Here is a 26,087-nt window from a genome sequence, read left to right on the forward strand (position 1 = left end):
TGCGTGCTCGCGGTTGCGTACTCGTAAAATCTGCTCGCTCGGACCGGGACCAGATCTGCTCGCTCGGACCGGGAACCTCGCGTAGTCTCGCGCCGGTGACCGACCCGCGACCGGCCGACCGCCGAGGTGGCGAGCCGCGTTCCCCAGCGGCTGAGCCGGTCCGGCCTGGAGCTGCAACGCTGCACCCGCCCGCGCTGCGCCCCGGCGACGAGGTCCGGATCGTGGCCCCGGGTGGGCCGGTCGCAGCGGAGCCGGTCGAGCGGGGGATGGCCGTGCTGGCCGGCTGGGGGCTGCGGCCCCGGTTGGGCCGGCACGCGCTGGGCCGGCACGGTTTCCTGGCCGGCACCGACCGGCAGCGGGCCGCCGACCTCGCCGAGGCGTTCGCCGATCCGGCGGTACGGGGCATCGTCTGCGCCCGGGGCGGCTACGGCACCCAGCGGGTGGTGGACCTGCTGGACATGGCGGCGGTACGCCGGGATCCGAAGGTCGTCTGCGGCTACTCGGACATCACCGCGCTGCACCTGGCGCTGTGGCGGGGTGCCCGGTTGGCGACGCTGCACGGGCCGGTGGCGGCCTGGGACGACGAGCGGACCCCGGCGGTGTCCGCCGGGTCGCTGCGCCGGGCTCTGATGGAGCCGGTGCCGACGGTGCTCACCCGGTCACCGGACGAGGCCGGCGCGACTGTGCTGGTGCCGGGTCGGGCCGACGGCACCCTGCTCGGCGGCAACCTGACCGTGCTCGCGGCCTCGGTGGGCACCGCCGACCTGCCGGACCTGACCGGGGCGATCCTGCTGATCGAGGAGATCGGTGAGCCGCCGTACCGGGTGGACCGGCTGCTCACCCAGCTGCGCCGGGCCGGTGCGCTGGAGCACCTGGCCGGGGTCGCGGTCGGCCAGTTCACCGACTGTGCCGACCGGCACGGGGTGGACGTCGCGCAGGTGCTGGGCGAGCGGCTGGGCGACCTCGGTGTACCGGTGCTCGGTGGGCTGCCGCTCGGGCACGGGCAGACCCCACGCACCGTCGGCCTCGGCGTACCAGCCACCCTCGACGCCGCCGCCGGCACCCTCACGGTCTCCCCCGCCGTGCGCTGACCTGAGCTGGCCGGACTCTCAGCCCACTGACAGCTTCGGCACGGGTTGCGTTGAGGGCGGCCGGGCACCGTCGGTCAGGTCATCGCACCACACCGAGACGACATCCGGAGGTCGACTTGTCCAGAAGGATCACGAGGAAGCGGGCGCTCGCCGGCCTGGCTGCGGCGGGCGTGCTCAGCGTCGGGATCGCGGCGCCGACCATCGCCTTCGCGCAGGAGGGCGCCGAGCCGAGTGCAAGTGCCAGCGCCGACGGATCGACCGGCGAGGAGCGCCGGGCGGCGAAGACGACCGAGTTGGCTGAGGCGCTGGCCGCGGAACTCGGCGTCTCCGCCGACGACGTCACCGCCGCCCTGGAGAAGGTCCGTGAGGAGCGGGCCGGCGACCGGCCCGAACGCGGAGATCGGCCGGAGGGGACGGCCGACCGGCAGGCCGCGCTGCAGGAGCGGCTCGACGCGGCGGTCGCCGATGGGAAGCTCACCCGGGCCGAGGCCGACGCGGCGCTCAAGGCGTACGAGGAAGGGGTGCTCGCCGGCCCCGGACGCGGCGGTGGTCCGGGCCGTGGCGGCCCGATGGGCGGTACGGACGAGGAGCCGAACGCCGCCGAGTCGCCGGACGGCACCTGACCCGATCCCGCCCCCGAAAGGTCCTGGCGCCGGAACGCCCTTCGCGGGGTTGCTCCGGCGCCAGGATCGTCTTCGCGCCGGCCGGCGGCGGACGGGGACGACGAGCCGGCTCAGGCGATGCAGGCGCAGACGATCAGGGCGGCGCCGAAGTGCGACGCGGCGCTGACCCGGGCGGCGGGGTGCGGCTCGTCGGAGCAGACCACCGCGCCGAGCCGGCCGGGGGTCAGCCAGTCGAGCACGGCGAAGGCCAACGCCATGATGCCGAGCCCGATCAGTCCGAAGAGGACTGTCGAGGCGAGCCCTTTGGTGAACGACGGGTAGCTCGTCAGGATCGCGGTGAAGACGATGCCGGCGACGCCGAGCTGGTTGGCGGCGAGCAGCAGCGCCGCGTTGCCGTTGCGCTGAACCCAGATCAGCTCGCGCAACTTCCCAGGGGTGAGCCAGTCGACCACCACGAAGCCGGCCGCCATCAGAGCGACGCCGACCGCTCCGAAGACGATGCTCTGCCAAGCTCCGGTGAGCAGATCCTCCAGCACGCACGTTCCTCCCGATCGGGTCGCCGCGGGGGCGGCGAGTGTCGGGAGGGACGATAGCGTGGCGGCGCCAGCCTGCTCAGAGCGCGCCGAGGTAGCGGCGACGCTCGTACGGGGTGACCTCGCGGCGGTACTGCTCCCATTCGGAGCGCTTGTTGCGCAGGAAAAAGTCGAAGACGTGCTCGCCGAGCACCTCGGCGATCAGCTCCGAGCTGGCCATCACCTCGATGGCCTCGGAGAGGTTCTCCGGCAGCGACTCGTACCCCATCGCCTTGCGCTCGGCGGCGGACAGCGCCGACACGTCGTCCTCGGAGCCCGGCGGCAGCTCGTAGCCCTCCTCGATGCCCTTGAGGCCGGCGCCGAGCATCACCGCGAAGGCCAGGTACGGGTTGGTCGCCGAGTCCAGCGAGCGGACCTCGACCCGGGCCGAGTTCGGCTTGCCGTACGCGGGAACCCGCACCAGCGCGGACCGGTTCAGGTGCCCCCAGCACACGTACGCCGGGGACTCGGTGATCCGGTCCGGCAGCGCCTGCGGGAACAGCCGCTTGTAGGAGTTGACCCACTGGTTGGTGACCGCGGTGTACTCGCGGGCGTGCACCAGCAGTCCGGCGATGAACGCCTTGGCGACCTTGGAGATCTTCATCGGATCGCCGGCGTCGTGGAAGGCGTTGCGCTCGCCCTCGAACAGCGACAGGTGGGTGTGCATCCCGCTGCCCGGCTGGTCGGTGAAGGGCTTGGGCATGAAGGTCGCCGCGACGCCGTGCGACAGGGCGACCTCCTTGACCACGTGGCGGAAGGTCATGATGTTGTCGGCGGTGGTCAACGCGTCGGCGTAGCGCAGGTCGATCTCCTGCTGGCCGGGAGCCACCTCGTGGTGGCTGAACTCGACCGAGATGCCGATCCGCTCCAGGGCGAGCACCGCCTGGCGGCGGAAGTCACGGGCCACCGCGTGGGTGGTGTGGTCGAAGTAGCCGCCGGAGTCGACCGGCACCGGGGTGGACCCGTCGGCCGGGCTGTTCTCCAGCAGGAAGAACTCGATCTCGGGATGGGTGTAGAAGGTGAAGCCCTTGTCGGCGGCCCGGGACAACGCCCGGCGCAGCACGTGCCGGGGATCAGCCCAGGACGGCGTACCGTCGGGCAGCAGGATGTCGCAGAACATCCGGGCGCTCTCGCCGCTGACGCCGCCCTCGAACGGGAAAACCTGAAATGTGGTGGGATCCGGCATGGCGACCATGTCGGACTCGAAGACCCGGGCGAACCCTTCGATGGCGGAGCCATCGAAGCCAATGCCTTCTTCGAATGCTGCCTCAAGCTCCGCCGGCGCGACCGAGACGCTCTTGAGCGTGCCGAGCACGTCGGTGAACCACAACCGAACGAAACGGATGTCGCGCTCTTCCAGAGTACGGAGCACGAACTCCTGCTGACGGTCCACGTCTACCCCTCGTGACACTGGTCTGCCCGGACCGGTTCCATTCTCCGCGCTGCTGCCCTCCAGCGCAGGACCAGGTGCTGTCGGCTCCCACCTGAGCTGCCCAGTCTTTACCGACCTCGTTACACCGACGTTACGGGACCGCTCCGGTCGCGCACCTGGCGGGGCCAGCCGACAGTCCATACCATTCCGGCTCTTTGCTACCAATCGTCACGAAGGGGATATTAGACCACGATCACCGGGGCGCACCGGGGCATGTCCGCACAGTCACCTGACCGGTCCCCTCCGCAATGCGTCGGCGACCGGCGGGGTGGTCGGAGTCGCGCTGGGGGAAGATAGCGACATGCCGACGCTGCGCATCGCCCTCGCCCAGGTCAACCCCACCGTTGGCGATCTACCGGGCAACGCCCGACTGGTCCGCGACTACACCCGTACGGCGGTGGACGCCGGCGGGCAACTGGTCGTGTTCCCGGAGATGATGCTCACCGGCTACCCGGTGGAGGACCTGGTGTTCCGGGAGTCGTTCGTCGCCGCCGCCCGGTCCGGCGTCGGGCAACTCGCCGCCGACCTGGCCGCCGACGGGTTCGGCGACGTACCCGTGCTGGTCGGCTACCTCGACGCCGACGGGCCGGCCGCGATCAGCGCCGAGGCCGACCCCGGCCGGGGTCCGCGCAACGCCCTCGCCGTGTTGCACGGCGGCACCGTGGCGGCCACCTACTTCAAACACCACCTGCCCAACTACGGCGTCTTCGACGAGGACCGCTACTTCGTGCCGGGCACCGCGTTGACCGTCGTGCGCGTCGGCGGGGTCGACGTGGCGTTGACCATCTGCGAGGACCTGTGGCAGGCCGGCGGACCGTTCACCGCCGCCCGCCGCGCCGGCGTCGGCCTGGTCGTCACGGTCAACGGGTCGCCGTACGAGCTGGACAAGGACGACGCCCGGCTGCCACTGGTGCGGCGGCGGGCCGCCGAGGCCGGCGCCACCGTGGCGTACGTCAACCTGGTCGGCGGCCAGGACGAACTGGTCTTCGACGGCGACTCCATGATCGTCGCCGCGGACGGCACACTGCTGGCCCGCGCGCCGCAGTTCGTCGAGCATCTGCTGCTGCACGACCTGACGCTGCCGGCCGCGGACGCCCCGGCGCAGGACCGCGCCGCGACCCCGGAGACCGCCGACGCGACGGCCACCCCGGAGACCCCGGACGGCCCGGACCGGATGACCGTCGACCGGGTGGCGGTCGGTGACCGGCCGGTCGACCCGACGGGTGGGCCGGTCAGCGGCGGGGTCGCCGAGCCGCTGCCGACCGAGGCGGAGATCTGGTCGGCGCTGGTGCTCGGGCTGCGCGACTACGTCCGCAAGAACGGCTTCTCCTCGGTGGTGCTGGGGCTGTCCGGCGGGATCGACTCGGCGGTGGTGGCTGCGATCGCGGTGGACGCGCTCGGCCCGGACCGGGTCGTCGGCGTCTCGCTGCCCAGTCAGTTCTCCTCCGAACATTCCCGGGCCGACGCCGCCGAACTGGCCAAACGGACCGGCCTGGACTACCGGATCGAGCCGATCCAACCGATGGTGGATCCGTTCCTGGCCAACATCTCGCTCTCCGGGCTGGCCGTGGAGAACCTGCAGGCCCGGGTACGCGGGGTGATCCTGATGGCGCTGTCCAACCAGGAGGGCCATCTGGTGCTGACCACCGGCAACAAGAGCGAACTGGCGGTCGGCTACTCCACCCTGTACGGCGACTCGGTCGGCGGCTTCAACCCGATCAAGGACGTCTGGAAGTCGCTGGTGTGGACGCTGGCCCGGTGGCGCAACGACGACGCCGTGCGACGCGGCGACGAACCACCGATCCCGGAGAACTCGATCGCCAAACCACCCAGCGCGGAGCTGCGGCCCGGTCAGCTCGACACCGACTCGCTGCCCGACTACGCGCTCCTCGACGGGGTGCTCACCGGCTACATCGACGGCGATGCCGGCCGCGACGACCTGGTCGCCGCCGGGCACGATCCGGCGCTGGTCGACCGGGTGCTGCGGATGGTGGACCTCGCCGAATACAAGCGGCGGCAGTCGGCGCCCGGCACCAAGATATCGATCAAGGCATTCGGCCGCGATCGACGACTGCCGATCACCAACCGGTGGCGGGAGCCCGGCGACGGATGAGACCCACCGGGTGCCGGGTGAGGTGTGAATTCCTGCACTGAAGCCTCTCCGCGCCGGTGCCACCGGTGGCACCATCGGGACGTACCCCGGGGACCGCGACCGCGGCCACGAGGGTGAGAGGAGACGACGATGTCCCGATCCACGCCGGGCGCCGGGCCCAGCCAGTCAGCCACGTCCACCGAGCCGGCCGATCCCGCCACGCCGGCCGAGGCCGTCGCACTGTACGGCGGACCGGTCAGCCGCCGGGTCCGCACCCGTGACCTGACCGCCGCCAAGGAACGCGGCGAACGGTGGGCCATGCTCACCTCGTACGACCAGTACACCGCCGCGATCTTCGACCGGGCCGGCATCCCGGTGCTGCTGGTCGGCGACTCCGCGGCGAACAACGTGTTCGGCCACGAGACCACCGTGCCGGTCACCGTCGACGAACTGCTGCCGCTGGTCCGGGCCGTGGTCCGGGCCACCCGGGGCGCGCTGGTCGTCGGCGATCTGCCGTTCGGCTCCTACGAGGAGGGGCCGACGCAGGCGCTGCGCACCGCCGTACGGTTCATGAAGGAAGGCGGCTGCGGCGCGGTCAAACTCGAGGGCGGCCGGCGGGTCGCCGACCAGATCGCCGCGCTGACCGGGGCCGGCATCCCGGTGATGGCGCACGTCGGCTTCACTCCGCAGCGGGAGCACACCATCGGCGGCTACCGGGTGCAGGGCCGTGGCGACGCCGCCGACGAGGTGATCGCCGACGCCCACGCGGTCGCCGAGGCCGGCGCGTTCGCCGTGGTGCTGGAGATGGTGCCGGGGGTGGTCGCCAAGCGGATCACTCACGACCTGCCGGTGCCGACGGTCGGCATCGGCGCCGGCCCGGAGACCGACGCGCAGGTGCTGGTCTGGCAGGACATGTCCGGCATGCGGTCCGGCCCGACCCCGCGGTTCGTGAAGCCCTACGCCGACCTCGCCGGGGTGCTCGCCGACGCGACCCGCCGGTACGCAGACGACGTCCGTGCCGGCCGGTTCCCCACCGCCGCACACACCTTCTGACCGACCGCCGTCACCGCCCAGTCCCGGCGGATCGCGAGATCCGCCGGGACTGGGCGGAGCTCACAGATCGGTGACCCGCACCCCGGAATGCGCCTTGTACCGGCGGTTGATGGCGATCAGGTTGGCGGTGAACGCCTCGATCTGGTGCGCGTTGCGCAGCCGGCCGGCGTAGATGCCCCGCATGTCCGGAATCCGGGCGGCGAGCGCGGCGACGACCGCCGCCGCCTCCCGGTCCTCGGCGCAGATCAGGACGTCCAGGTCGATCCGCTCGATCTTCGGGTCGGCCAGCAACGGCGCGCTCAGGTGGTTGAAGGCGGCACAGACCCGCGAGTCGGGCAGCAGCGCCGCGGCCTGCTGTGCGGCGCTGCCCTGCGCCACCGGCAACGGGTACGGGCCCTGCTTGTCGAAGCCGAGCGGGTTCACACAGTCGACCACGATCTTGCCGGCGAGCGGGTCGCGCAGTGCGGCGACGGTCGCCTCGTGACCCTCCCACGGCACCGCGATGATCACCAAGTCGGACCCGCCGGCCACCTCGTCGTTGCCGCCGCCGCTGATCACCCCGGCCGCGACCCCGGGCAACGCGGCGATCTCCTTGGCCGCGGCGGCGGCCCGGGTACCGTCGCGGGACCCGATGCGGACCGGCTGACCGGCGCGGGCGAGCCGGTACGCCAGGCCCCGTCCCTGGTCGCCGGTGCCGCCGATAATGCCGACCGTGAGGCCGGAGACGTCGGGCAGTGTGCTGGCGTCATATCCCATCCGCTCATCCTCACCCACCGGACGGCCGCACGGGACCGGACCGTGACGTCGACCACCACCCGGTTCCGCACCGGCCACCACCTGCTCCGAGATGTGGTCAGCCGCCGTCCGCGACGGGGACCGGTCCAGGCTCGTCGGCCGGGTACCGGAAGATCACCCGCCGGCTGGCCGGGTCGGCGGTGACCAGCCGGACCCGGACCCGTTCGCCGACCGGTGGAGCGCCGGTGCAGCGGGCGATCACCGCCGGCTCGTCGAGGGCGACGGTGCCGCGCGGCGCCCGCTTCGCGGTGCCCGGGTCGGCGTCCAGCACCGCAACGTCGAACTCCGCACCGACCCGGTTCGCCAACAGCACCGCCTCGGTCAAGTCGATCGCGGCGCGGGCCGCCGCACCGGCGGTCCGGTCGGTACCGGCCATCACCTCCGGCAGCCGGGGCAGCGCCTCGGCGACCGACGGGGGTACCTCCCGGCCAGCGGTCACCGCCAGGCAGACCTCCGTGGCGTACCGGTCGGCCAGCCGCCGCAACGGCGCGGTGACGTGGGCGTACGGGGCACCGACCCCGCCGTGGCCGGATTCTGCCGGCGGCTGGCCGGCGAACGCGGTGTACCGGGCACCGCGCAGCAGCTCGGCGGCGTGGTCCAGGAACGCGGCGCCGCGCGGCTGTGCCGCGTCTACTCCGGCGGTGACCTCACCGACGGCTGCGCCCGGCGGCCACCAGACACCCAGGGCACGGGCCGCCGCCTGCAGCCGGGTCACCGCCGCCGGTTGCGGTGCCGGCATGGTACGCAGCAGACCGACGCCGGCCCGCAGCATGATGTCGGCGGCAGCCATTCCGGTGAGCAGCGAGATCTGGGCGTTGTGCTCCTCGATCGGCAGCGGTGGACGCAGCACCAGTCGCCAGCCGTGGCCGGCTGGTTCGACGTCCTGGTCGGGCAGCGGGAGCGCGACCGCGCCCCGCGCCGCCGCCCGCGCGCTCAGCAGCCCGCCGATGCGCGGCAGCCGGGCGATCGGCTCGGCGAGCTCAGCGAGCCGACCGGCGGTCAGTGCGGCGTGCACGGTCGGGTAGTCGAGCTGCGCCCGGCTGCGGACCCGGGCGCGTTCCAGCCGGGTGTCGACCAGTGCGCCGTCGGCGGCCAGGTCGAGCGTCCACACGACGGCCGGCCGGACGGCGTCGGAGGTCGGCCTCCGGCGGCGGTACGCGCGACGCAGCCTCGTCCGCCTCGCGTTGCGCCGCGGGCGGGAACGCGGTGGGCAGTTCCAGCTCGCGGCGCAACGCGCCAAAGTCGATCCGGGACGCGGTCAGGCGGGGCAACGGCACGGATCATTCCTATCAGCCGGCCGCCACGAACGCGCCGGTGGCGCGTCGGCGGCCGGTAGGTCAGGGTGTGCCGATGCGGCGGCCGTGCGCCCTGGTCAGCGGCCAGCCTTGCGGGCGGTCTGGGTCCCCGCCTTCTTGGTGGTCTTCTTCGCGGTCTTCCGGGTGGCCGCCGCCTTCTTGGCGGTACCCCGCTGAGCGGGGGTGGCGTTCTTCGGTGAAGTGGCTCGCTGCACCCGGCCAGCGGTGCGTTTCGTCGCGGCTGCCACCTTCTTCCCGGCCCGGCCGGTGGTGCCCTTGGCCGGCGTGGACCTGGTCGCGGTCGTCGTCGCCGTGGTTTTCGCGGCCGTACTCTTGCCTGCGGTCGCGGTCTTCCTCGCCGGGCTGGTCTTGCGCGCGGTGGCTGTCGTCTTCTTGGCTGGAGTGGTCTTGCGCGTTGTGGCCGTCGTCTTGCGCGCCGCCGGGCTGGTCTTCTCGGCCGCAGCCTTCTTCGCCGTCGGGCTCGTCTTGCGCGCCGTCGGGCTGGTCTTCTTCGTAGCGGGTTTCCTTGCCACCGTCGCGGACGCCTTCCGTGCGGACGTCTTCTTCGCTGCCGGGCTCGTCTTCTTCGCCGCCGGGCTCGTCTTCTTCGCCGCCGTCTTCGTGGTGCCGGTGCTCGACGCCCGCCGGGTGGCGGGACGGGTCGCGGCTTTGGTGCCAGCAACCATGGCTTTTTCCTCCTTGCGGACTTTCAATGGATTTGTCCCCTATGGAGACTGTGGAGTCTCCGGAATCCGACCCAGGTAGGCCGGACCGGCCTAGTCCTGCTCCCCGGTCCAGCGGGCGTCCTCGGTCTCCCACTCCTCGTTACGTTCCGACACCCGCTGCAGCGCCTGCTCAGCTTCGGCCTTCGAGGCGTAGGGACCGAGCCGGTACTTGGCGGCACACAGATCCGCCCCGGACTCCACGCGCTGATGACGCAGGCACCAGAAGTACTCGCCATCAGGTCCGCTGTCGCTCACGGAAACACTGTGCACGGAAAAACGGCAAAGCGCCACCGTTTCGCGCAAAATGTCCGAGCCTTTCCATCATAGACGCAAGCCATTCCTATCCGACGCCAACACTGCCCAATTGGCGCTCCGACCCGGAAAAGGCCTACGGCACAGGCAATTCCGCTGAGGGGGTACGCCTGCACCGGCAGCGGTGGTGCACGCTGGGAACCGGTCGTCGTTCGATGGTCGTCGGGCGGAACGGCGCGCCGATACCCTCCCATCAAGGAGGGAGTCCATGCGATCCGGACGCCTGGTGCAGACCGCGTTCACCGACCTCCGGGCAACCCGTGCCGGCACCGTCAGTCCACACCGGCCGGGAACGCGGTCTCGATCAGCCGCCGCAGCCCGTGGCCGTCGTCGACGGTCACGTCCGGCACCCCGTCGGGCTGGCCGCGTTCCCGACCGGTGCGGGCCGAGACCATCAGCACTGCGGCACCGGCACCGGCCCGCCGCGCGCACGGGATGTCCCGGGCCGGGCTGTCCCCGACGAACCAGCAGTCCGCCACCGGTACGCCGAGTGCCCGCGCCGCGAGCCAGGCGACCTCAGGGTTGGGTTTACGCACCCCTGCCTCGTCGCTGTAGATCTGTACGGCGAACCGGTCGCCAAGACCGACAGCGTCCAGGAAGTCGCGGTGCGCGGCACCGCACAACGTGTTGCTGACGATCGCCAGCGGCAGACCGGCGTCGGCGGCGACGTCCAACGCGGTACGGATACCGGGGCGTACCGCCCAGTCCGCACGCCGGGTCCACGCGTAGCTCAACGCGGTCGCCTCGCGCAGCACCGCGTCGCGGGCCGGGGCCGGCCAGCCGGGTGTGATGAACTCCCGCCAGACCTGTTCGTGGCCGTACTCCCGGGGGCGGTCCTGCTCGCCGATCCGGTCCCGCCAGGCGGCGTACTCGCGTTGCCCGTCGATCAGCGACCGGGTGATCCGCTCGGCGGACAACGCGTCGCCGACGAGCGCGCAAAGCCGGTCGACCAGGTGGGTCGGCTGCGGTGACATCGAGGGGGCGTCGACGATGACTCCGCCGAAATCGAGCAGCAGGGCGCGAGGGGTGGGCAGCATCCGACCATCATCCCCGGCGGGCGGGCTCGCCGGCGACTCCGGACCCCGCCATGTTCACGCAAACATCGCGAGCACTGCTAGTGTCAGCACGGCTTCCGGCGTACCCCCGGCACCGGGCATCGCCAACACCGGGAGAGGAAGGTGTCGACGCCCGATGAGCTCGACCGCACCCGACCCGCCGGGGCGTCGCCCACGCCGGGTGTCGATGGCCGACGTGGCCCGGCTGGCCGGGGTCTCCACCCAGACCGTCTCCCGGGTGTCCACCGGGCACCCGGGAGTCGTCCCCAGCACCCGCCAGCAGGTCGTCGCCGCGATGCAGCAACTCGGCTACCGACCGAACAGCGCCGCCCGGGCGCTCAAGTACGGCGAGTTCCGCACCATCGGCGTGATCACCTTCACCCTGTCCACCACCGGCAACAGCCACACCGTGGAGGCGATCGCCACCCACGCCGCAGCCGAGGGTTACGTGATCACGCTGATCCCGGTCGCCGCTCCCACCCAGGACCGGGTGCTCGGTGCCTTCACCCGGCTCGGCGAACTCGCGGTCGACGCGGTCATCGTGATCATGGAGGTGCACCTGCTCGACACCAGCACCGTGCTGCTACCTCCCGACGTGCACCTCGTCGTGGTCGACTCGGATGCCGGCGACCGCTACCGGGTGGTCGACACCAACCAGGCCGACGGTGCCCGGCAGGCCGTCCGGCATCTGCTCGACCTCGGCCACCGTACGGTGTGGCACGTCGCCGGGCCGCCGGAGTCGTACGCCGCAGAGCGGCGGGCGGCCGCCTGGCGTACCACCTTGTCGCAGGCCGGCCGCCAGGTGCCGGCGCTGCGCCGCGGCGACTGGTCGGCCGGGGCCGGTTACCGGGCCGGACTCGAACTGGCAGACGAACCGGACTGCACCGCGATCTTCGTCGCCAACGACCAGATGGCGCTCGGGGTGCTGCGGGCCTTGCACGAACGCGGCCGGGTGGTGCCGCGTGACGTCAGCGTGGTGGGCTTCGACGACATCGCCGAAGCCGGCTCGTTCATCCCGCCGCTGACCACCGTCCACCAGGACTTCGCCGAGGTCGGCCGGCGCTGCGTCGAGGCGGTGCTGCACCAGGTCCGCACCGGCACCGCGCAGACCGGCACCACCCTGGTGCCGACCCGCCTGGTGGTCCGGGCCAGCACCGCCGCCCCGCCGACGGCACGCTGACCCAGCGGCGCCGACGGCACGCTGACCGGATCCCACGACCGGTCAGTGCGCCGTCGGCACCGCCCGTACCGAGACCCCCCGGGGCGGCAGCGTTTCGGCCGGACCGACCAGCGGTACGCCCGCCACGTCGGCCAACGACACCGGCTCGTCGGTCCGGTTGATCAGGAACCAGTGCTCGCCCCGGACGGCCAACTCGACCCGGCCACGCAGCCGCTCCGGCAGGTCGCTGCGCACCCCGGCGGCCGTCGCGAAGCGCGCCAGTACAGCGGCCAGATCGGACACCCCGAGCCGGGTGGAGACGTAGCCGGCGGAACCGGCACCGACCGTACGGCGGGTGACCGCCGGCCGACCGGCGTACTCGCCGGTGCGGTACGCCGCCAACACCTCGACCTGCGGATCGGTCACCGTGACGCGGTCGGTCCACAGCTGCCCGGTCGCGCCGGTGTCCAGCACCACCTGTGCGCCGTCGGGCAGCGGGCCGAACTCCTCGATGCGCAGGCCGAGCAGATCCCGCAGCGCCCCCGGGTACCCGCCCAGCCAGATGTGGTCGTGCTCGTCGACGATGCCGGAGAAGTAGGTGGTCACCAGGTGACCACCGGCGGCGACGTAACCGCGCAGCCGGTCGGCGAGCGCCGCCGGCACCAGATGCAGGATCGGGGCGACCACCAGGCGGTACCCGGAGAGATCGGCGGCGACCGGCAGCACGTCGGTCCGGATACCGAGGGCGAGAAACGCCGAATACCAGTCGAGCGCCTCCTGCCGGTACCGCAGCCGCGACGTCGGATGGGAGTCCTGCTCGCAGGCCCACCACGATTCCCAGTCGAACAGGATCGCCGCCGGTGCCGGCGTGCGCGGGCTGCCGGCGACACCGGCCAGGTCGGACAGCGTACGGCCGAGCTCGGCGACCGAGCGGAACAGGTCGCTGTCGGCCCCGGCGTGCGGCAGCATCGCCGAGTGGTACTTCTCCGCCCCGGCCGCCGACTGGCGCCACTGGAAGAAGCAGACCGCATCGGCGCCGTGCGCCACATGGGTCAACGAGTCCCGGGCCAGTTCCCCCGCGCGTTTGGGCAGGTTGACCGGCTGCCAGTTGACGGCGCTGGTGGAGTGCTCCATCAGGAACCACGGCCGTCCGCCGGCCAGGTTGCCGGTCAGGTTGGCGGAGAAGGACAGTTCGTCGAGGGCCTGCGGTCCGGGGTGCACGTAGTGGTCGTTGGCGACGAAGTCGACCTCACCCGCCCAGTCGGCATAGTTCATCCCGGACGACTCCCCCATCACCATGAAGTTGGTGGTGACCGGCATGTCCGGGGTGACCGCCCGCAGCACATCGCGTTCGGCACGCAGGTGCTCCCGCAACGCGTCGGAGGAGAACCGCTTGAAGTCCAGCTGCTGGGTCGGGTTCGGGTAGGAGGCGGCCTGCCGGGGCGGCAGGATCTGGGTGAAGTCGGTGTACCGCTGCGACCAGAACGCCGTACCCCAGGCGTGGTTGAGCGTGTCGATGTCGCCGTAGCGGTCCCGCAGCCAGGTCCGGAACGCGGCTGCGGCGTCATCGGAGAAGTCGTACACGTTGTGGCAGCCGAGTTCGTTGGAGACGTGCCAGGCCGCCAGCGCCGGGTGGTCACGGTAGCGCTCGGCGATCGCCCGGACCAGGCGCAGCGCGTACGCCCGGAAGATCGGCGAGGTGGGCCGCCAGTGCTGCCGGGCACCGGGCCACACGGTGGCGCCGTGCCGGTCGACCGGCAGGATCTGCGGGTGGGCGGCGGTCAGCCACGGCGGCGGCGAAGCGGTCGCGGTGGCCAGGTCGACGGCGATGCCGTTGGCGTGCAGCAGGTCCATCACGTCGTCGAGCCAGGCGAAGTCGAACTCGTCCGGGCCGGGCTGCAGCCGTGCCCAGGAGAAGATGGCCAGCGAGACGATGTTCACCCCGGCGGCGCGCATGGCCGCCACGTCGTCGTCCCAGACCGACCGGGGCCACTGTTCGGGGTTGTAGTCGGCACCGTAGCCGATCCGGGGGCCGCCGTTGCCCGGCCAGCGCAGCCAGCGGTAGTCGCCACCGAATGCCACGTACGTCTCCTCGCTTCTGGGGGGGTGGGTGCGCGGGCCCGGCACCGGCCATCGCGGCGGTGCCGGGTCCGCGCCGGGTCAGCTGACGGCGAAGCCCTGGTCGGTGCCGTAGCTGACGCAGGTGTCCCGCCAGGCGTCGAGCGCCCCGGTCAGCGGGCTGTCCGACACGTATGCCTGCCCGACGGTGTCGTTGAACACGCTGTTGGCGTACACCTGGAACGGTAGGTAGGACCAGCCGTCGACGACGTTGCCGGCCGACTCGGCGAAGATCTCGTTGGCCTGCTGCCCGCCGAAGTACGCGAACTCGGTACCGAGGAACTCCGGCGACTGCAGCTGCGCGGTGGTGGCCGGGAAGGCACCGCCGTCGACCCGGATCTGCACCCCGTCGCCGGCGTTGGCGTACTCGATGAAGCCGTACGCCAGGGCCTTGTTCGCCGCAGCCGAGGGAATCGCCAGCGAACTGCCGCCGTTCTCGGCGCTGGCGGTGCCGCCGGCGTCCCACTGCGGCAGCGGGGCGACCCGCCACTTGCCGGCACCGTCGGCGACGCCGGAGATCAGGTTGGCCGGCATCCAGGCGCCGGTGGCGAGGCTGGCGATGGTCCCGTCGGCCAGCCCCTGGTACCACTGGTCGCTCCACGAGCTGACCGGGGCGAGCAGGTCCTCGCTGATCAGCTGCTGCCAGGTGTCGGCGAACCGGGCCGAGCCGTCGTCGGTGAAGTCGATGCGCACCTCGGTGCCCTCGACCTGGAACGGCTGGCCGCCGGACTGCCAGATCAGGCTGGTGGTGAATCCGGCGTCGCCGACGTCGTTGGTGATGTACACCTGCGGGTCGGCCCGGTGCAGTTCGCGGGCGGCGTCGACGTACTCCGCCCAGGTGGCCGGCACGTCGATGCCGTGCTCGTCGAACACCTCCTGGTTGTAGAACAGCGCCATCGGGCCGGAGTCCATCGGCAGACCGTGGACGCCGCCGCCGGTGTTCACCGACGACCAGGGTCCGGGGGTGAAGGTGTCGGCCAGGTCGCCGGCCCCGTAGCCGGTGAGGTCGGTGACCGACCCGGCGAGGGCGAACTGCGGCAGCGCGTAGTACTCGATCTGGGCGACGTCGGGCAGCCCGTCACCGGCGGCGATCGCGTTCTGCAGGGCGGTGTACTGGTCGTCGCCGGTGCCGGCGTTGACCAGCTCCACGGTCACGTTCGGGTAGGCGGTCTGGAAGTCGGTGACGACCTCGGCGAGGGTCGGCTCCCAGGCCCAGACGGTCAACTCGCCGCCGGCCTCCAGGGCGGCCTGCACGTCGGCGGCGGAAACCTGCTCGTCACCGGCGGAGCCGGTCGGGTCGTCGCCGGAGCCGCAACCGGCCAGCGCCAGGGTGGCCGCCGCAGCGATCGCGACCGCCCGCACAGTGGTGCCGTTCATGGGGTGTCCCTTCGGTGATGGGTGGTCACTCCTTGACGCCGCCGGCGGCCAGACCCGACTGCCAGTAGCGCTGCAGGAGCAGGAAGGCTGCCAACAGCGGCAGGATGGTCAGCAGCGACCCGGTGATGACCAGGTGGAACACCGGCTGACCGCCGGCGGTGGCGGCCTGGGCGTTCCAGGCGTCCAGGCCGAGGGTCAGCGGGTACCAGTCCGGGTCCTTCAGCATGATCAGCGGCAGGAAGTAGTTGTTCCAGGTGGCGACCATGCTGAACAGCAGCACCGTGACGATGCCGGGAGCCAGCAGCGGCAGGCAGATCTGGAACAGGGTGCGCATCTCACTCGCCCCGTCACAGCGCGCCGCCTCCAGCAGCTCGTCGGGGATCGCCTCGGCGGCGAAGACCCACATCAGGTAGAGCCCGAACGGCGTGATCAGCGACGGGATGATCACCGCCCACGGGGTGTTGGTCAGGCCGAGGCGGCTGAACATCAGGAAGGTCGGCACGGCCAGTGCGGTGCCGGGCACGGCGACCGCGCCGATGACGATCGCGAAGACCGCCCGTCGGCCGACGAAGTCGAACTTGGCCAGGCCGTACCCGCCGAGGGTGGCGAGCAGGGTGGCGCCGCCGGCCCCGGCGACCACGTACAGCAGGGTGTTGCCCAGCCAGCGGAGGAAGATCCCGTCGTCGTAGCGCAACGTCTCGACGACGTTGTCCCACAGTGCGAAGTCGTCGGCTAGCCACAGACCGAACGACGAGAACAGGCCCTGTTGCGACTTGGTGGCGTTGACCAGCAGCCAGATGAGCGGGACGAGGCTGTAGACGAGGACCATCCCGGTCAGCGCGGTCAGGGTCAGGCTACGTCCGGGTCTGCGCACCCGGGTGGGGGCGGGCCGCCGCACCCGGGCGGGGCCGGGCGTCACTGCCCCTCCCGGATGCCGCGCAGCTGGACAAGGTACGCGATCGCCATGGTCACCAGACCCATCACGATGGCGACAGTTGCCGAGTAGTTGTACTGCTGCCCGGAGAACGACAGCGAGTACGCGTACAGGTTGGGGGTGAAGTAGGTGGTGATCGCGTTGGGTGCCAGGTGCTGCAGGATGCTCGGTTCGTTGAACAGCTGGAAGCTGCCGATGATGGAGAAGATGGTGGCGACGACCAGTGCGCCCCGGATGGCCGGCAGTTTGATGGCGCGGATGACCCGCAGCTGACCGGCGCCGTCGACCTCGGCCGCCTCGTACAGCGACGTCGGAACCACACGCAGCGCCGAATAGAAGATGACCATGTTGTAACCGACGAACTCCCAGGTGACGATGTTGCCGATGGACAGCAGCACCAGGTCGGGGTGCAGCGGGTCGGGCAGCGTCACGCCGAGCGCGTCGTTGATGTTGCCGACCAGCCCGAACCGGGTGCCGTACATGAAGCCCCACATCAACGTGGCGACGACGGCCGGTACGGCGTACGGCAGGAAGACCGCGACCCGGAAGAAGCTCCTGCCGTACAACCGGCCGCTGTCGATGGCCAGCGCCACCAGCAGCGCGAGGAACAGCATGATCGGCACCTGGACGGCGAGAAAGACGGCCACCCGGCCGAGCGCCGACCAGAACTGCGGGTCCGTCAGCGCCCGCTGGTAGTTGTCCAGCCCGACGAAGGAGTTGCCGCCGATCAGTTGCCGCCGGTAGAGGCTGAGGTGGATCGCGTAGCCGATCGGCGCGATGAAGACGAGCGCGAAGACCAGCATGAACGGCGCGACGAACTGCCAGCCGGCCAGCGAGCGCCGGCGCGGCAGCCTGCGGGGTCGCGCCTGAGGAATGGTCATCACGCCCAACCCTTGGTAGCCGAAGGCCTTGTTTGCGCAAACATCGACCACAGCCACGTGATGTTTGCGCAAACATCGGGGTCCGATGTTTGCATCGCCCCGGCCCCGCGTCAACCCCGGCCCGTCAACCCGTTCAGCTGGGCACGGACCGGCTCGGCGTCGGGATGCCGCAAACTGTCCAGGATGCCCACTGCCGCGCCCCAGCACGCCTCGGCCGCCGCCAGATCTCCGGTGTCGTAGCCGACGTCGCCCAGGTCGCTGAGCACCAGCGCCTCCAGATGCCGGTCACCGAGCCGACGGAACAGCTCCAGCGCCTCCTGGTAGCAGACGGCGGCCTCGTCCGGGTCACCGAGATGCTGGTACGCGTACCCCAGGCTGTGCCAGGTACTCGCCTGCCCGGGCCAGTCACCAAGCTCCCGCAGCAGCTGCAACGCCCGCCCGCACCAGTCGAGCGTCTCGGCGTACTCGCCGAGCCGGGCGTGCTGCCAGCCGACCACATTGAGCGCCTTGCCCTCCCCCCGCCGGTCACCGGCCGCCGCGTACAGCTCGTACGCCGTCCGCCCGTGCGCCAACGCGTCGCGGTGCCGGTCCTGGCGCTCCCGCAGCAACGACAGGTGCAGGTGGGTGAGCCCCTGCCGGGCGAGATCCCCCCGGCTCTGCTCCAGCTCCAAGGCAGCTTCAAGGTGATGATGCGCCTCGGCGTGCCGGTTGGTCCGCAGGTACGCGCGGGCCAGGTTGCGATTCGCCACCGCCTCCGCGGCGATGTCGCCGACCCGCCGGGCCAACTGCAACGCGGACCGCTGCATGACGGTCAGCGCCGACCAGTGCCCACCCCGGTCCAGATAGGTGTACGCCACCTGAGTCAGGTGCAGCGCCTCGGCCCCCAGCCCGGCGACGACAGCCGCGTCGAAGACCGCATCCAGGTTGGTCTGCTCGATGGTGAACCAGGTCAGGGCCGCTTCGCTGTCCGCCGGGTACTCGGCGACGACGCCGGGGCGGGCCGGACCGGGCACCGGCGGAGCGGGGTTCGGCTGCAGGGTTCGGTCGGCATGATAGGCACTGTGGACATAGTGGTCGACCAGCCGCCGCAGGGCGGCGTCGAGCGCCGACCCGGTTTCCAGCTGCCGGGCCCGCTCTGCGGCGTAGACCCGCAGCAGATCGTGCAGACCGTGACGCCCGCCGGGACACGCGTTGAGCAGGTTCGCCCGGACCAGCTCGGCGAGCAACGGTCGCACCCGGGCCACCGGCAGACCGGCGAGACTCGCGGCCGCCGGGGCCGACACGGTCGGACCGGGGTGGATGCCGAGCAGCCGGAACAGCTGCGCCGCCGACGGGCTCAGCGCCTGGTACGACCAGGAGAAGACAGCGCGGACCCCGAGCTGCGGATCGTCCGGTGCCAGCGCGTCGAGGCGGTGCTGGGCGACCCGCAGCTCGGCGGCGAGCGCCGCCAACGGCATCTGCGGGGCGATGACGACACGCGCCGCGACGACCGCCAACGCCAGCGGCAGGCCGGCGCACCGGGCGACGATCCCGCCCACCGCCGCCGGCTCGGCGGCGCACCGCCGATGGCCGATCCGGCGCCGCAGCAGTTCCGCCGCGTCCGCCGGATGCAGCAGATCGAGGGTCAACGGCTGGGCGCCGTGCGCGGCGACCAGCCCGGTGAGCTGGTTCCGGCTGGTCACCACCACCAGGCACTGCGGCGAACTGGGCAGCAGCAGCCGTACGTGAGCACTGTCACGGGCGTTGTCCAGCACGATCAGCAGCCGACGACCGGCCAACGTGGTGCGGTAGAGCGCAGCCTGAGCGTCCGGGTCGTCCGGCACCTGGGCCGGCGGTACGCCCAACGCGTCGAGCAGCAGGCGCAGCGCGGTCGCCGGCTCGGTCACCGACCCGTCCGGGTCGAACCCACGCAGGTTCAGGTAGAGCTGCCCGTCGGGGAACCGGTCGGCGACCTGGTGCGCCCACTGCACGACGAGGGTCGTCTTGCCGACCCCGGCGGTGCCGCTGACCGCCACGATCCGGACCGTACCGGCCGGGGCGGTCCGCCGCGCCGGCCCGGTGTCCGGCGCAAGCCGGTCAAGCTGAGCCATCTCGGTACGGCGGCCGCTGAAGTGACCCAGCGCGGGCGGTAGCTGCCGGGGCACCACCCGGACCACCGGGTCGACCGCCGGCTCCGCCGGCACGGTGACGCGACGGCGCTCGTCGACCCGGTCCCGGGCGCTGGCCAGCACCCCCCGCTCGATCGGACTGGCACCGAGCAACCCGACCAGCACGTCGAACCGGTCCGTCGGCGGCAGCGTCTTCCCGGTGAGATACTCCGCCACCGCCGTGTGCGACCAGCCGGCGCGGGTGGCCAGCACCCGGTAGGACAGCACCCGCTGGCCCTCGCGGCGGGCGTGCCGCCGCCGCAACGCCCTCAGCAACGCGGCGAGGTCGTCCACTGTCCGTACCCCGGCGGCATCGCGTACCAGCCGGTCGGGCGGCCGCGTGTCCACTCTATGCACCATCGCGACTCTCACGACCCTCACTGGTCAGCCAGCACTGTGGCGACCCGCCGTGCGACGACCCGCTCCGCAGCGGATGCTAGTCGGTGTACGCCGATGTACGGAGATGATCGTGATCACCCTCCTGCCCCCGGTCGACAACGCACCCTGAACGTGTACGGATGCACACCGGACAGAGAGGATGCCGGCCGATGTACTGGTCCACGCGGGTTCGCGGGTAGCGACGGCTTACTACGGTCAGGCGGCGGGTGACCGGACGGGGCCCCGGTCACCCGCGTGTTCGTTCCCGGCGTACCGCCCACCGCCAGGCCCGCCGGCCGGCAGACTGGGTCGATGGACGACGAGCCGACCATCGGACACCGGTCGGTCCGCTGGCGGACCTGGGCGCCGCTGACGGCGCTGACTGCCGTCGTGCTGGCCGGCGGCACGCTCCGGCTCGCCGGCGCCGGCCCTGCCGCCGACGGGGTGTGGGCGGCCGCCACGGTCGCCGCGCTGCTGCCGGCGCTGCGCTGGATGGGTCAGTCGCTGCGCCGGCGGCGGATCGGCGTCGACGTCATCGCCGTACTCGCCCTGGTCGGCGCGCTGCTGGCCGGCGAATACCTGGCCGGCGCGGTGGTGGCGCTGATGCTGGCCAGCGGGCACACCCTGGAGACGTACGCGCAGCGACGGGCCGGCCGGGACCTGCAGGCGCTCGTCGCGCACGCGCCGCGTACCGCCCGGCGGCGGGCCGCCGACGGTACCGTCGCCACCGTCGACGTGGGTGAGATCGCCACCGGGGACCGGCTGGTCGTCGGCCCCGGGGACGTGGTCCCGGTCGACGGCGTCGCCGAGGAGCCGGCCACCCTCGACGAGTCGGTGGTGACCGGCGAGTCGCGGCCGGTGGAGCGGGCCGCCGGGGAACGCGTCGCCAGCGGGGTGGTCAACGCCGGGACCGCGTTCGCGCTGCGCGCCGTCGAGACCGCGCAGGGCAGCACGTACGCCGGGATCGTCCGGCTGGCCACCGAGGCCGGTGCCGGCAAGGCACCGACGGTACGCCTGGCCGACCGGTACGCCGCCGCGTTCGTCCCGTTCACCCTGGTGCTGGCCGGGGCCGGCTGGATCGTCTCCGGTGAGTTCGTCCGCGCGGTCGCGGTACTGGTCGTCGCCACCCCCTGCCCGTTGCTGCTGGCCACCCCGGTCGCGATCGTCGCCGGGCTGTCCCGCGCCGCACGCCGCGGCGTGCTGGTCCGCGACGGCGGTGCGCTGGAGCAGCTCGGCCACGCCCGTACCCTGCTGGTCGACAAGACCGGGACGTTGACCACCGGCAGGCCGGAGACCGCCGACGTGGTCACCGGCGACGGGGCCGACCCGACCGAGCTGCTGCGGCTGGCCGCCTCGGTGGAACAGCTCTCCCCGCACGTACTGGCCGGCGCGGTGGTCCGGGCCGCCGGCGACCGGGGCCTGCGGTTGACCGCCCCGGCCGAGGTCACCGAGGATCCCGGCCGGGGCGTCCACGGCCGGGTCGACGGCCGTACGGTGCGGGTCGGCCAGCCGGACGGGCCGCTGCCGGACTGGGCGGTCCAGATCCGGGACCGGGCCGAAGCGGACGGGCTGTCGGCGGTGTGGGTCGGCGTGGACGGCGTACCCGCCGGGGCGATCCTGCTGCGCGACCCGGTGCGGCCCGATGCCGCCGGCACGGTGCGGCGGCTGCGGCAGGCCGGGTTCACCCGGCTGGTCATGCTGACCGGCGACCGGAGGGAGGTGGCCGAGCGGGTCGCCGCGCAGGTCAAGGTGGACGACATCGTTGCGCACTGCCCGCCGCAGGAGAAGACCGCCCGGGTACGCGACGAGTCCGCCCGCGCGGTGACGGTGATGGTCGGCGACGGGGTGAACGACGCCCCGGCGTTGGCCGCCGCCCACGTGGGCGTGGCGGTCGGCGGCACCGGAACCAGCGCTGCGGCCGGGGTCGCGGACGCGGTACTCACCGGCGACCGGCTGGACCGGCTCGCCGACGCGGTCGACATCGCTCACCGGTCCCGGCGGATCGCGGTGCAGAGCGCCTCGGTCGGCATGGGGCTGGCGGTGGTGGCGATGGCGGTCGCCGCGTTCGGCCTGCTGCCGCCGGTGGCCGGCGCGTTCACTCAGGAGGGTATCGACGTCGCGGTGATCCTCAACGCGCTACGCGCGCTGCGCCCCGGCCGCCGCCGACCCGCCACGTCGTCACCCGGCACGCCGTGACCCAGGTCGGCAATGACCCTGGTTCAGGCCGCCAACAGATCCGACAGCGCCGCCATGTGCGGCACCTGGCCACGGTGCTGCCGAGCCTGCAGCACCAGGTTGGCCACGACGAGTGACGGGTCGACCTGCGGCACGCTCACCTCGAGGTGCTCGCGGGCCCAGGGAGCGACCTCGCTCCACCGGTAGAACGACGTGCCGTCCCGGGCCGGATTGACTGGCGGTGGGAAACCGCCGGGGCCACGCTGACCGGTGACGTACCGGCGGATCGACTCCCGGCTCTGCCCGACCCGCTGCGCGATGTCGGCGAGCGTCACCAGGTCCTGGTCGATCAGCCGCAGCGCCGTCAGGCCGACCGACTCGACGGCGCGGACCGCTGAGGCGATCGCGTCGGCCACGGTCGCGGCCTCCCGGTCGAACTCCGCGACCGGGAGGCCGCCGTCGACGCCGAATGCCGCGTCGTCGCATCCGGCTGCGAACAGGGCGTCAACCTCGTCCTCGGTCGGCCTTCGATCGAGCACGAGGGTAAAGGTGTGAATGGTCATCGTCGCACTCCGCATTCCTGCCGACCAGGCCGGCAACACCGGCACAATCTACGTGGTGCACTGGCCGTGAGCTGCGGAGAAGCGGTCGACTTGCTTCGCGTGGGTGGCCGAGTCACGAGGTGTCGTCCACACGGCTCGGCTGTCCTGACAGGTATCGCATCTCACCTCGCCCCATCGATGGCCTCGGTGCGTCTTGGTGACACGCATGCCGGCACGCGCCGCGTTGCGCAGCGCTTCGGCGATCTCCTTCTTGGGGTGCCGCCCCCGACTGACCATGCGAGATCTCCATGGAAGGGTGGGACATGGACGTGGTGCGAATCATCGGTGCCTCCGGTGAGGGGGTGGACGGAGACCGCCGCGCCAGCGTGAAGGAGCGGACTGCCTGGAGTCTGGCTGGCAACGGTGGGGCGAAAACTGATCGGGCACCAGCGTCCTGCCACCGGTCCTGCCCGTGCCTGCAGCACATTTGTGCCCGTGCCCACAAGCATAGCCGACGGTGGTGCAGTTGTGCACCGCCGTCGGCTGTCGATCGGTGGCGGGCGGTGCTACCAGCCTGGGCGCTCGACACCACCCATGCCGGTCTGGGTTTGATGCCACAGGCGCATCTTGATGCACCTGTGGCATCAAACCCAGCCGTACGACATGTGGGTGCGGCACGGAATCCTCGACATGATGGACGCCCGAGGCGAGGCGAGGCCCGCGTCAGCCAGGTCGGTTCACGACCGCCGTCGACCGGCAGGTCAATTCACGGCCGCCGCCGACCGGCGACCATTCGGAGGATCGCGTCCCGGGAGGCGCTCACCGTACGGCGCAGTTCGTCGAGGTCGACGTCGACGAGCCGCCCGGCCGCCTTGCGGAACCGGCCGGCCACGACGACCGTGTCGACGTTGCGGGCGTCGGCGCCGAGGACCAGGGTGCCGACCGCGTCGTTGAGCGGCATCGTATTGACGTCGTCGGCCCGCACCACCAGCAGGTCCGCCTGCCTGCCCGGGGTGAGCGAGCCGGTGACGTCACCGAGCCCGTTGGTCCGGGCGCCCTGCGCGGTGGCGAAGTCCAGCACGTCGCGGGTGGTGATCCGGTCCCCCACCGGGTTGTCCGTGCCGTAGCCGGCGTGCACCGCGCGCCGGCTTCACCCAGCTCGCCATCTCCGAAGTGCTCGCCTGCAGCGACGCCCGCGAGGTGCGCAACTTCGAGCTGGCCATCGTCCCCGGCCTGCTCCAGACCGAGGAGTACGCCCGAGCCGTCGCTTCCACGGCGTGGCCGGACGATCCCGGCGAGGTGGACCGGCGGGTCGAGGCGAGCACCCGGCCGAACGTCATGCTGCAGGTGCTGCCATTCAGCGAAGGACACCATCCCGGCACCACCGGGTCGTTCTCGATCCTGGACTTCGACGAGGACGTGCACAGCCCGGTGGCGTACGTGATCAGCCCAGCTGGCGACGTGTATCTGGAACGCCCCGAGGACATGAATCGGGTTACGCTTACCTACACCCACCTGCACGCGGCGGCGCTCAGCCCAGGCAAGTCCCGGGACCTGATCGCCGCGATCGCCAAGGACTTGGCGTAGACCAGAAGGAGGGCGCGATGGACCTCACCCGCGCCGTGTGGATCAAGAGCAGCCGCAGCAACGCCAACAGCCAGTGCGTCGAGGTCGCCCGCAACCTGCCGGGAGTCGTCGCCACCCGGGACAGCAAGGACCCGACCGGCCCGGCGCTGACCTTCGCCCCCTCCGCCTGGACCACCTTCACCACCGCGCTCAAGTCGTTCCAGCTCTCCGCGTAACCGCTCCTCCCCCACTCCAAGGAGGCACCGCGAATGCGAGACACCGACCTGACCAACGCCACCTGGCGTACGAGTAGCTACTCCGGCGGCAACGGTAACTGCGTCGAAGTCGCCGACAACCTGCCCGCTGTCGTCGCCGTACGCGACAGCAAGGACCGTTCCGGTCCCCTGCTCGCCTTCTCCTCTGCAGCGTGGACGTCCTTCACCGCGTCGCTCGGGGCGCAGACGCGCCAGCGGTAGCGGAGCCGTGACCGCGTTGCGAGTGCGGGCGCGGTCACGCCAACCGCTTCGGGAGCGGACCGCCATCGCCCGCGAGCACGCCTCATGACCGCTGAACTCGCCGCCGTCATCGACCGCGCCCGGTTCCTGCTGCTCGACTTCGACGGACCCGTCTGCAAGGTCTTCGCCAACCACCCCGCGCCCAAGGTCGCCGCCACCCTGCGCCGAGTGCTCGTCGACCAGGGCGTCACCGTCCCGCCCGGTCTGCTCGACGAACCCGACCCGCTCGCCGTGCTGCGCTGGAGCGCCACCCTTGACCGGCCAGCCATCGTGCGCCAAGTCGACGACGCCCTACGTGCCGCCGAGCTGGACGCCGTCGCCGTGGCCGAACCCACCCCGTACGCCCGGGAAGTCATCGTGACCGCCCACCGCGCCCAGCACGGCATCGCGGTCGTCTCCAACAACAGCGCCGACGCCATCAACCGGTACCTGATCGCGCAACAGCTGGACGCCTACATCAAGCCCGTCATCGGCCGACCCCACGCCGGCCCAGCCGGAATGAAGCCGAACCCGGCACCGGTGATCGCCGCCATCTGCGAACTGCGCGCCCACCCTGAGGACTGCGTGCTCATTGGCGACTCACCTACCGATATCGAGGCCGCCCAGGCGGTCGGCGTACCCACCATCGGCTACGCCAACAAGCCCCGCAAATACCACAGCCTCAGCGAATCAGACGCCATCATCGGCAGCATGGCCGAAGTCGTCGCAGCCCTCACCGACCGCCGGGGGCAAGGCGGTAGACCCGCGAGTCACGGAGACTGAAGCCGAGTCGTTCGTAGAGCCGGTTCGCGGCAGCACGAGACGGGCGGGACGTCAGGTCAACGGTCCGAGCGCCAGCCTCCCGAGCCAGCCTGACGGCCTCCTGGGTCAGCGCCGCCCCGACCCCGAGGCCGCGCGCCGACTCGTCGACCACCACATCCTCGATCCAGGCCCGCCTACCGGTCGGGATCGGGAACATCACCAGGGTCAACGCGCCGACGATCTCGCCCTCGCGGCGAGCGATCAGCAAAGTGCTTGCGTCCGACGCCACCAGCTCGTCCAGCGCCGTCAGATCGAGTGGCTTGGCGGAACGGGACAGCTGTGGAAGGAGCCCTCCGAACGCTTTCACGACCTCGTCGGTGGCGACTCGGACGGCTTCGATCTCGACGTTCATGCTCGCGACTCTATCCACCGGATGCCCCACGCGAGGCGGCCCAGCGAGTTCGGTAAGTCAGCCAGGGTCACCACACTCTGATGAGCACCCTCGGGTT

General features: G+C 71.8%; 26 protein-coding genes. 11 read left to right on the forward strand and 15 right to left on the reverse strand.

Going from position 1 to position 26,087, the window contains the following annotated elements; all coding sequences use genetic code 11:
- Positions 1 to 179 precede the first annotated feature (179 nt).
- Positions 180 to 1,091 carry a S66 peptidase family protein gene (locus tag O7610_RS11820; RefSeq protein ID WP_289213608.1) on the forward strand — a complete coding sequence of 304 codons (912 nt, stop codon included), beginning with the start codon at positions 180 to 182 and terminating at the stop codon, positions 1,089 to 1,091.
- Between the two features lie 116 nt (positions 1,092 to 1,207).
- Entirely contained in the window at positions 1,208 to 1,714 is a 507-nt protein-coding gene (locus tag O7610_RS11825; protein WP_281550786.1) for a hypothetical protein, read from the forward strand.
- 110 nt (positions 1,715 to 1,824) lie between these two features.
- Here O7610_RS11825 and O7610_RS11830 read toward each other — a convergent pair whose 3' ends face one another.
- Positions 1,825 to 2,250 (reverse strand): DUF350 domain-containing protein, encoded by a 426-nt coding sequence (locus O7610_RS11830; protein ID WP_281550787.1) that lies wholly within the window; start codon positions 2,248 to 2,250, stop codon positions 1,825 to 1,827.
- Between the two features lie 76 nt (positions 2,251 to 2,326).
- On the reverse strand, positions 2,327 to 3,679 hold the full coding sequence (glnA, locus tag O7610_RS11835) for a type I glutamate--ammonia ligase (protein ID WP_123602782.1): 1,353 nt from the start codon (positions 3,677 to 3,679) through the stop codon (positions 2,327 to 2,329).
- Between the two features lie 340 nt (positions 3,680 to 4,019).
- Between glnA and O7610_RS11840 the strand changes: the two genes are divergently transcribed.
- The gene (locus O7610_RS11840) at positions 4,020 to 5,831 is read left to right on the forward strand and encodes an NAD+ synthase (RefSeq protein ID WP_281550788.1); all 1,812 of its coding nucleotides are present in this window, start codon (positions 4,020 to 4,022) and stop codon (positions 5,829 to 5,831) included.
- Between the two features lie 129 nt (positions 5,832 to 5,960).
- Entirely contained in the window at positions 5,961 to 6,863 is a 903-nt protein-coding gene (gene panB / locus O7610_RS11845) for a 3-methyl-2-oxobutanoate hydroxymethyltransferase (protein ID WP_289213283.1), read from the forward strand.
- A gap of 60 nt (positions 6,864 to 6,923) precedes the next feature.
- Here panB and npdG read toward each other — a convergent pair whose 3' ends face one another.
- The 3 genes from npdG to O7610_RS11860 all read right to left on the reverse strand — a co-directional run bounded on the left by npdG (position 6,924) and on the right by O7610_RS11860 (position 9,168).
- Positions 6,924 to 7,619, reverse strand: coding sequence for an NADPH-dependent F420 reductase (gene npdG / locus O7610_RS11850; protein WP_281550790.1), 696 nt, complete (start codon positions 7,617 to 7,619; stop codon positions 6,924 to 6,926).
- Between the two features lie 97 nt (positions 7,620 to 7,716).
- Complete coding sequence (locus tag O7610_RS11855) at positions 7,717 to 8,769, reverse strand: RNB domain-containing ribonuclease (protein ID WP_289213284.1); 1,053 nt, start codon at positions 8,767 to 8,769, stop codon at positions 7,717 to 7,719.
- A gap of 261 nt (positions 8,770 to 9,030) precedes the next feature.
- The gene (locus O7610_RS11860) at positions 9,031 to 9,168 is read right to left on the reverse strand and encodes a hypothetical protein (protein WP_281550792.1); all 138 of its coding nucleotides are present in this window, start codon (positions 9,166 to 9,168) and stop codon (positions 9,031 to 9,033) included.
- 10 nt (positions 9,169 to 9,178) lie between these two features.
- On the opposite strand from O7610_RS11860, the gene O7610_RS11865 reads away from it, so the two are divergent.
- Complete coding sequence (locus O7610_RS11865; protein WP_289213285.1) at positions 9,179 to 9,718, forward strand: hypothetical protein; 540 nt, start codon at positions 9,179 to 9,181, stop codon at positions 9,716 to 9,718.
- 11 nt (positions 9,719 to 9,729) lie between these two features.
- Here O7610_RS11865 and O7610_RS11870 read toward each other — a convergent pair whose 3' ends face one another.
- Both O7610_RS11870 and O7610_RS11875 read right to left on the reverse strand, forming a co-directional pair.
- Positions 9,730 to 9,933, reverse strand: coding sequence for an SPOR domain-containing protein (locus O7610_RS11870; RefSeq protein ID WP_281550794.1), 204 nt, complete (start codon positions 9,931 to 9,933; stop codon positions 9,730 to 9,732).
- Between the two features lie 329 nt (positions 9,934 to 10,262).
- On the reverse strand, positions 10,263 to 11,027 hold the full coding sequence (locus tag O7610_RS11875) for an HAD family hydrolase (RefSeq protein ID WP_281550795.1): 765 nt from the start codon (positions 11,025 to 11,027) through the stop codon (positions 10,263 to 10,265).
- A gap of 154 nt (positions 11,028 to 11,181) precedes the next feature.
- Between O7610_RS11875 and O7610_RS11880 the strand changes: the two genes are divergently transcribed.
- Positions 11,182 to 12,225, forward strand: coding sequence for a LacI family DNA-binding transcriptional regulator (locus tag O7610_RS11880; RefSeq protein ID WP_289213286.1), 1,044 nt, complete (start codon positions 11,182 to 11,184; stop codon positions 12,223 to 12,225).
- A 42-nt stretch (positions 12,226 to 12,267) separates the two neighbouring features.
- Here O7610_RS11880 and O7610_RS11885 read toward each other — a convergent pair whose 3' ends face one another.
- The 5 genes from O7610_RS11885 to O7610_RS11905 all read right to left on the reverse strand — a co-directional run bounded on the left by O7610_RS11885 (position 12,268) and on the right by O7610_RS11905 (position 20,009).
- On the reverse strand, positions 12,268 to 14,286 hold the full coding sequence (locus O7610_RS11885) for a beta-galactosidase (protein ID WP_289213287.1): 2,019 nt from the start codon (positions 14,284 to 14,286) through the stop codon (positions 12,268 to 12,270).
- A gap of 78 nt (positions 14,287 to 14,364) precedes the next feature.
- Positions 14,365 to 15,699: an ABC transporter substrate-binding protein gene (locus tag O7610_RS11890; protein ID WP_289213288.1), complete on the reverse strand. Its 1,335-nt coding sequence runs from the start codon at positions 15,697 to 15,699 to the stop codon at positions 14,365 to 14,367.
- Positions 15,700 to 15,724: 25 nt separating this feature from the next.
- A complete protein-coding gene (locus O7610_RS11895) occupies positions 15,725 to 16,528 on the reverse strand; it encodes a carbohydrate ABC transporter permease (RefSeq protein WP_289213609.1) in 804 nt (267 codons plus the stop codon).
- A gap of 86 nt (positions 16,529 to 16,614) precedes the next feature.
- A complete protein-coding gene (locus tag O7610_RS11900; RefSeq protein ID WP_281550799.1) occupies positions 16,615 to 17,514 on the reverse strand; it encodes a carbohydrate ABC transporter permease in 900 nt (299 codons plus the stop codon).
- A 110-nt stretch (positions 17,515 to 17,624) separates the two neighbouring features.
- Complete coding sequence (locus tag O7610_RS11905) at positions 17,625 to 20,009, reverse strand: ATP-binding protein (RefSeq protein ID WP_289213289.1); 2,385 nt, start codon at positions 20,007 to 20,009, stop codon at positions 17,625 to 17,627.
- A 342-nt stretch (positions 20,010 to 20,351) separates the two neighbouring features.
- Between O7610_RS11905 and O7610_RS11910 the strand changes: the two genes are divergently transcribed.
- Positions 20,352 to 22,235: a heavy metal translocating P-type ATPase gene (locus O7610_RS11910; RefSeq protein ID WP_289213290.1), complete on the forward strand. Its 1,884-nt coding sequence runs from the start codon at positions 20,352 to 20,354 to the stop codon at positions 22,233 to 22,235.
- Positions 22,236 to 22,258: 23 nt separating this feature from the next.
- Here O7610_RS11910 and O7610_RS11915 read toward each other — a convergent pair whose 3' ends face one another.
- Positions 22,259 to 22,777 (reverse strand): hypothetical protein, encoded by a 519-nt coding sequence (locus tag O7610_RS11915; RefSeq protein WP_289213291.1) that lies wholly within the window; start codon positions 22,775 to 22,777, stop codon positions 22,259 to 22,261.
- Between the two features lie 745 nt (positions 22,778 to 23,522).
- Positions 23,523 to 23,894, reverse strand: a complete 372-nt coding sequence (locus O7610_RS11920; protein ID WP_289213292.1) for an amidohydrolase family protein — start codon at positions 23,892 to 23,894, stop codon at positions 23,523 to 23,525.
- A gap of 35 nt (positions 23,895 to 23,929) precedes the next feature.
- Between O7610_RS11920 and O7610_RS11925 the strand changes: the two genes are divergently transcribed.
- The 4 genes from O7610_RS11925 (at position 23,930) to O7610_RS11940 (ending at position 25,599) form a co-directional block, all read left to right on the forward strand.
- Positions 23,930 to 24,343, forward strand: a complete 414-nt coding sequence (locus O7610_RS11925; RefSeq protein ID WP_289213293.1) for a DUF5753 domain-containing protein — start codon at positions 23,930 to 23,932, stop codon at positions 24,341 to 24,343.
- A 17-nt stretch (positions 24,344 to 24,360) separates the two neighbouring features.
- Entirely contained in the window at positions 24,361 to 24,558 is a 198-nt protein-coding gene (locus O7610_RS11930; protein ID WP_289213294.1) for a DUF397 domain-containing protein, read from the forward strand.
- A gap of 33 nt (positions 24,559 to 24,591) precedes the next feature.
- On the forward strand, positions 24,592 to 24,798 hold the full coding sequence (locus O7610_RS11935; protein WP_289213295.1) for a DUF397 domain-containing protein: 207 nt from the start codon (positions 24,592 to 24,594) through the stop codon (positions 24,796 to 24,798).
- An 84-nt stretch (positions 24,799 to 24,882) separates the two neighbouring features.
- Positions 24,883 to 25,599 (forward strand): HAD family hydrolase, encoded by a 717-nt coding sequence (locus O7610_RS11940; protein ID WP_289213296.1) that lies wholly within the window; start codon positions 24,883 to 24,885, stop codon positions 25,597 to 25,599.
- On the opposite strand, the gene O7610_RS11945 is transcribed toward O7610_RS11940, so the two are convergent.
- Entirely contained in the window at positions 25,550 to 25,990 is a 441-nt protein-coding gene (locus tag O7610_RS11945) for a GNAT family N-acetyltransferase (RefSeq protein WP_289213297.1), read from the reverse strand. The two genes, O7610_RS11940 and O7610_RS11945, sit on opposite strands and share 50 nt — an antisense overlap.
- Positions 25,991 to 26,087: the final 97 nt, after the last annotated feature.

It is taken from the genome of Solwaraspora sp. WMMA2065, from assembly GCF_030345075.1.
GTDB lineage: Bacteria > Actinomycetota > Actinomycetes > Mycobacteriales > Micromonosporaceae > Micromonospora_E.

What these genes read in the sequence shown, in the direction of transcription:
- O7610_RS11945 (WP_289213297.1), bottom strand. Translation starts at nt 25,990, where the DNA reads ATGAACGTCGAGATCGAAGCCGTCCGAGTCGCCACCGACGAGGTCGTG.
- O7610_RS11880 (WP_289213286.1), top strand. Translation starts at nt 11,182, where the DNA reads ATGAGCTCGACCGCACCCGACCCGCCGGGGCGTCGCCCACGCCGGGTG.
- O7610_RS11940 (WP_289213296.1), top strand. Translation starts at nt 24,883, where the DNA reads ATGACCGCTGAACTCGCCGCCGTCATCGACCGCGCCCGGTTCCTGCTG.
- O7610_RS11875 (WP_281550795.1), bottom strand. Translation starts at nt 11,027, where the DNA reads ATGCTGCCCACCCCTCGCGCCCTGCTGCTCGATTTCGGCGGAGTCATC.
- npdG (WP_281550790.1), bottom strand. Translation starts at nt 7,619, where the DNA reads ATGGGATATGACGCCAGCACACTGCCCGACGTCTCCGGCCTCACGGTC.
- O7610_RS11890 (WP_289213288.1), bottom strand. Translation starts at nt 15,699, where the DNA reads ATGAACGGCACCACTGTGCGGGCGGTCGCGATCGCTGCGGCGGCCACC.
- O7610_RS11900 (WP_281550799.1), bottom strand. Translation starts at nt 17,514, where the DNA reads ATGACCATTCCTCAGGCGCGACCCCGCAGGCTGCCGCGCCGGCGCTCG.
- O7610_RS11840 (WP_281550788.1), top strand. Translation starts at nt 4,020, where the DNA reads ATGCCGACGCTGCGCATCGCCCTCGCCCAGGTCAACCCCACCGTTGGC.
- O7610_RS11930 (WP_289213294.1), top strand. Translation starts at nt 24,361, where the DNA reads ATGGACCTCACCCGCGCCGTGTGGATCAAGAGCAGCCGCAGCAACGCC.
- O7610_RS11910 (WP_289213290.1), top strand. Translation starts at nt 20,352, where the DNA reads ATGGACGACGAGCCGACCATCGGACACCGGTCGGTCCGCTGGCGGACC.
- O7610_RS11935 (WP_289213295.1), top strand. Translation starts at nt 24,592, where the DNA reads ATGCGAGACACCGACCTGACCAACGCCACCTGGCGTACGAGTAGCTAC.
- O7610_RS11895 (WP_289213609.1), bottom strand. Translation starts at nt 16,528, where the DNA reads ATGGTCCTCGTCTACAGCCTCGTCCCGCTCATCTGGCTGCTGGTCAAC.
- O7610_RS11915 (WP_289213291.1), bottom strand. Translation starts at nt 22,777, where the DNA reads ATGACCATTCACACCTTTACCCTCGTGCTCGATCGAAGGCCGACCGAG.
- panB (WP_289213283.1), top strand. Translation starts at nt 5,961, where the DNA reads ATGTCCCGATCCACGCCGGGCGCCGGGCCCAGCCAGTCAGCCACGTCC.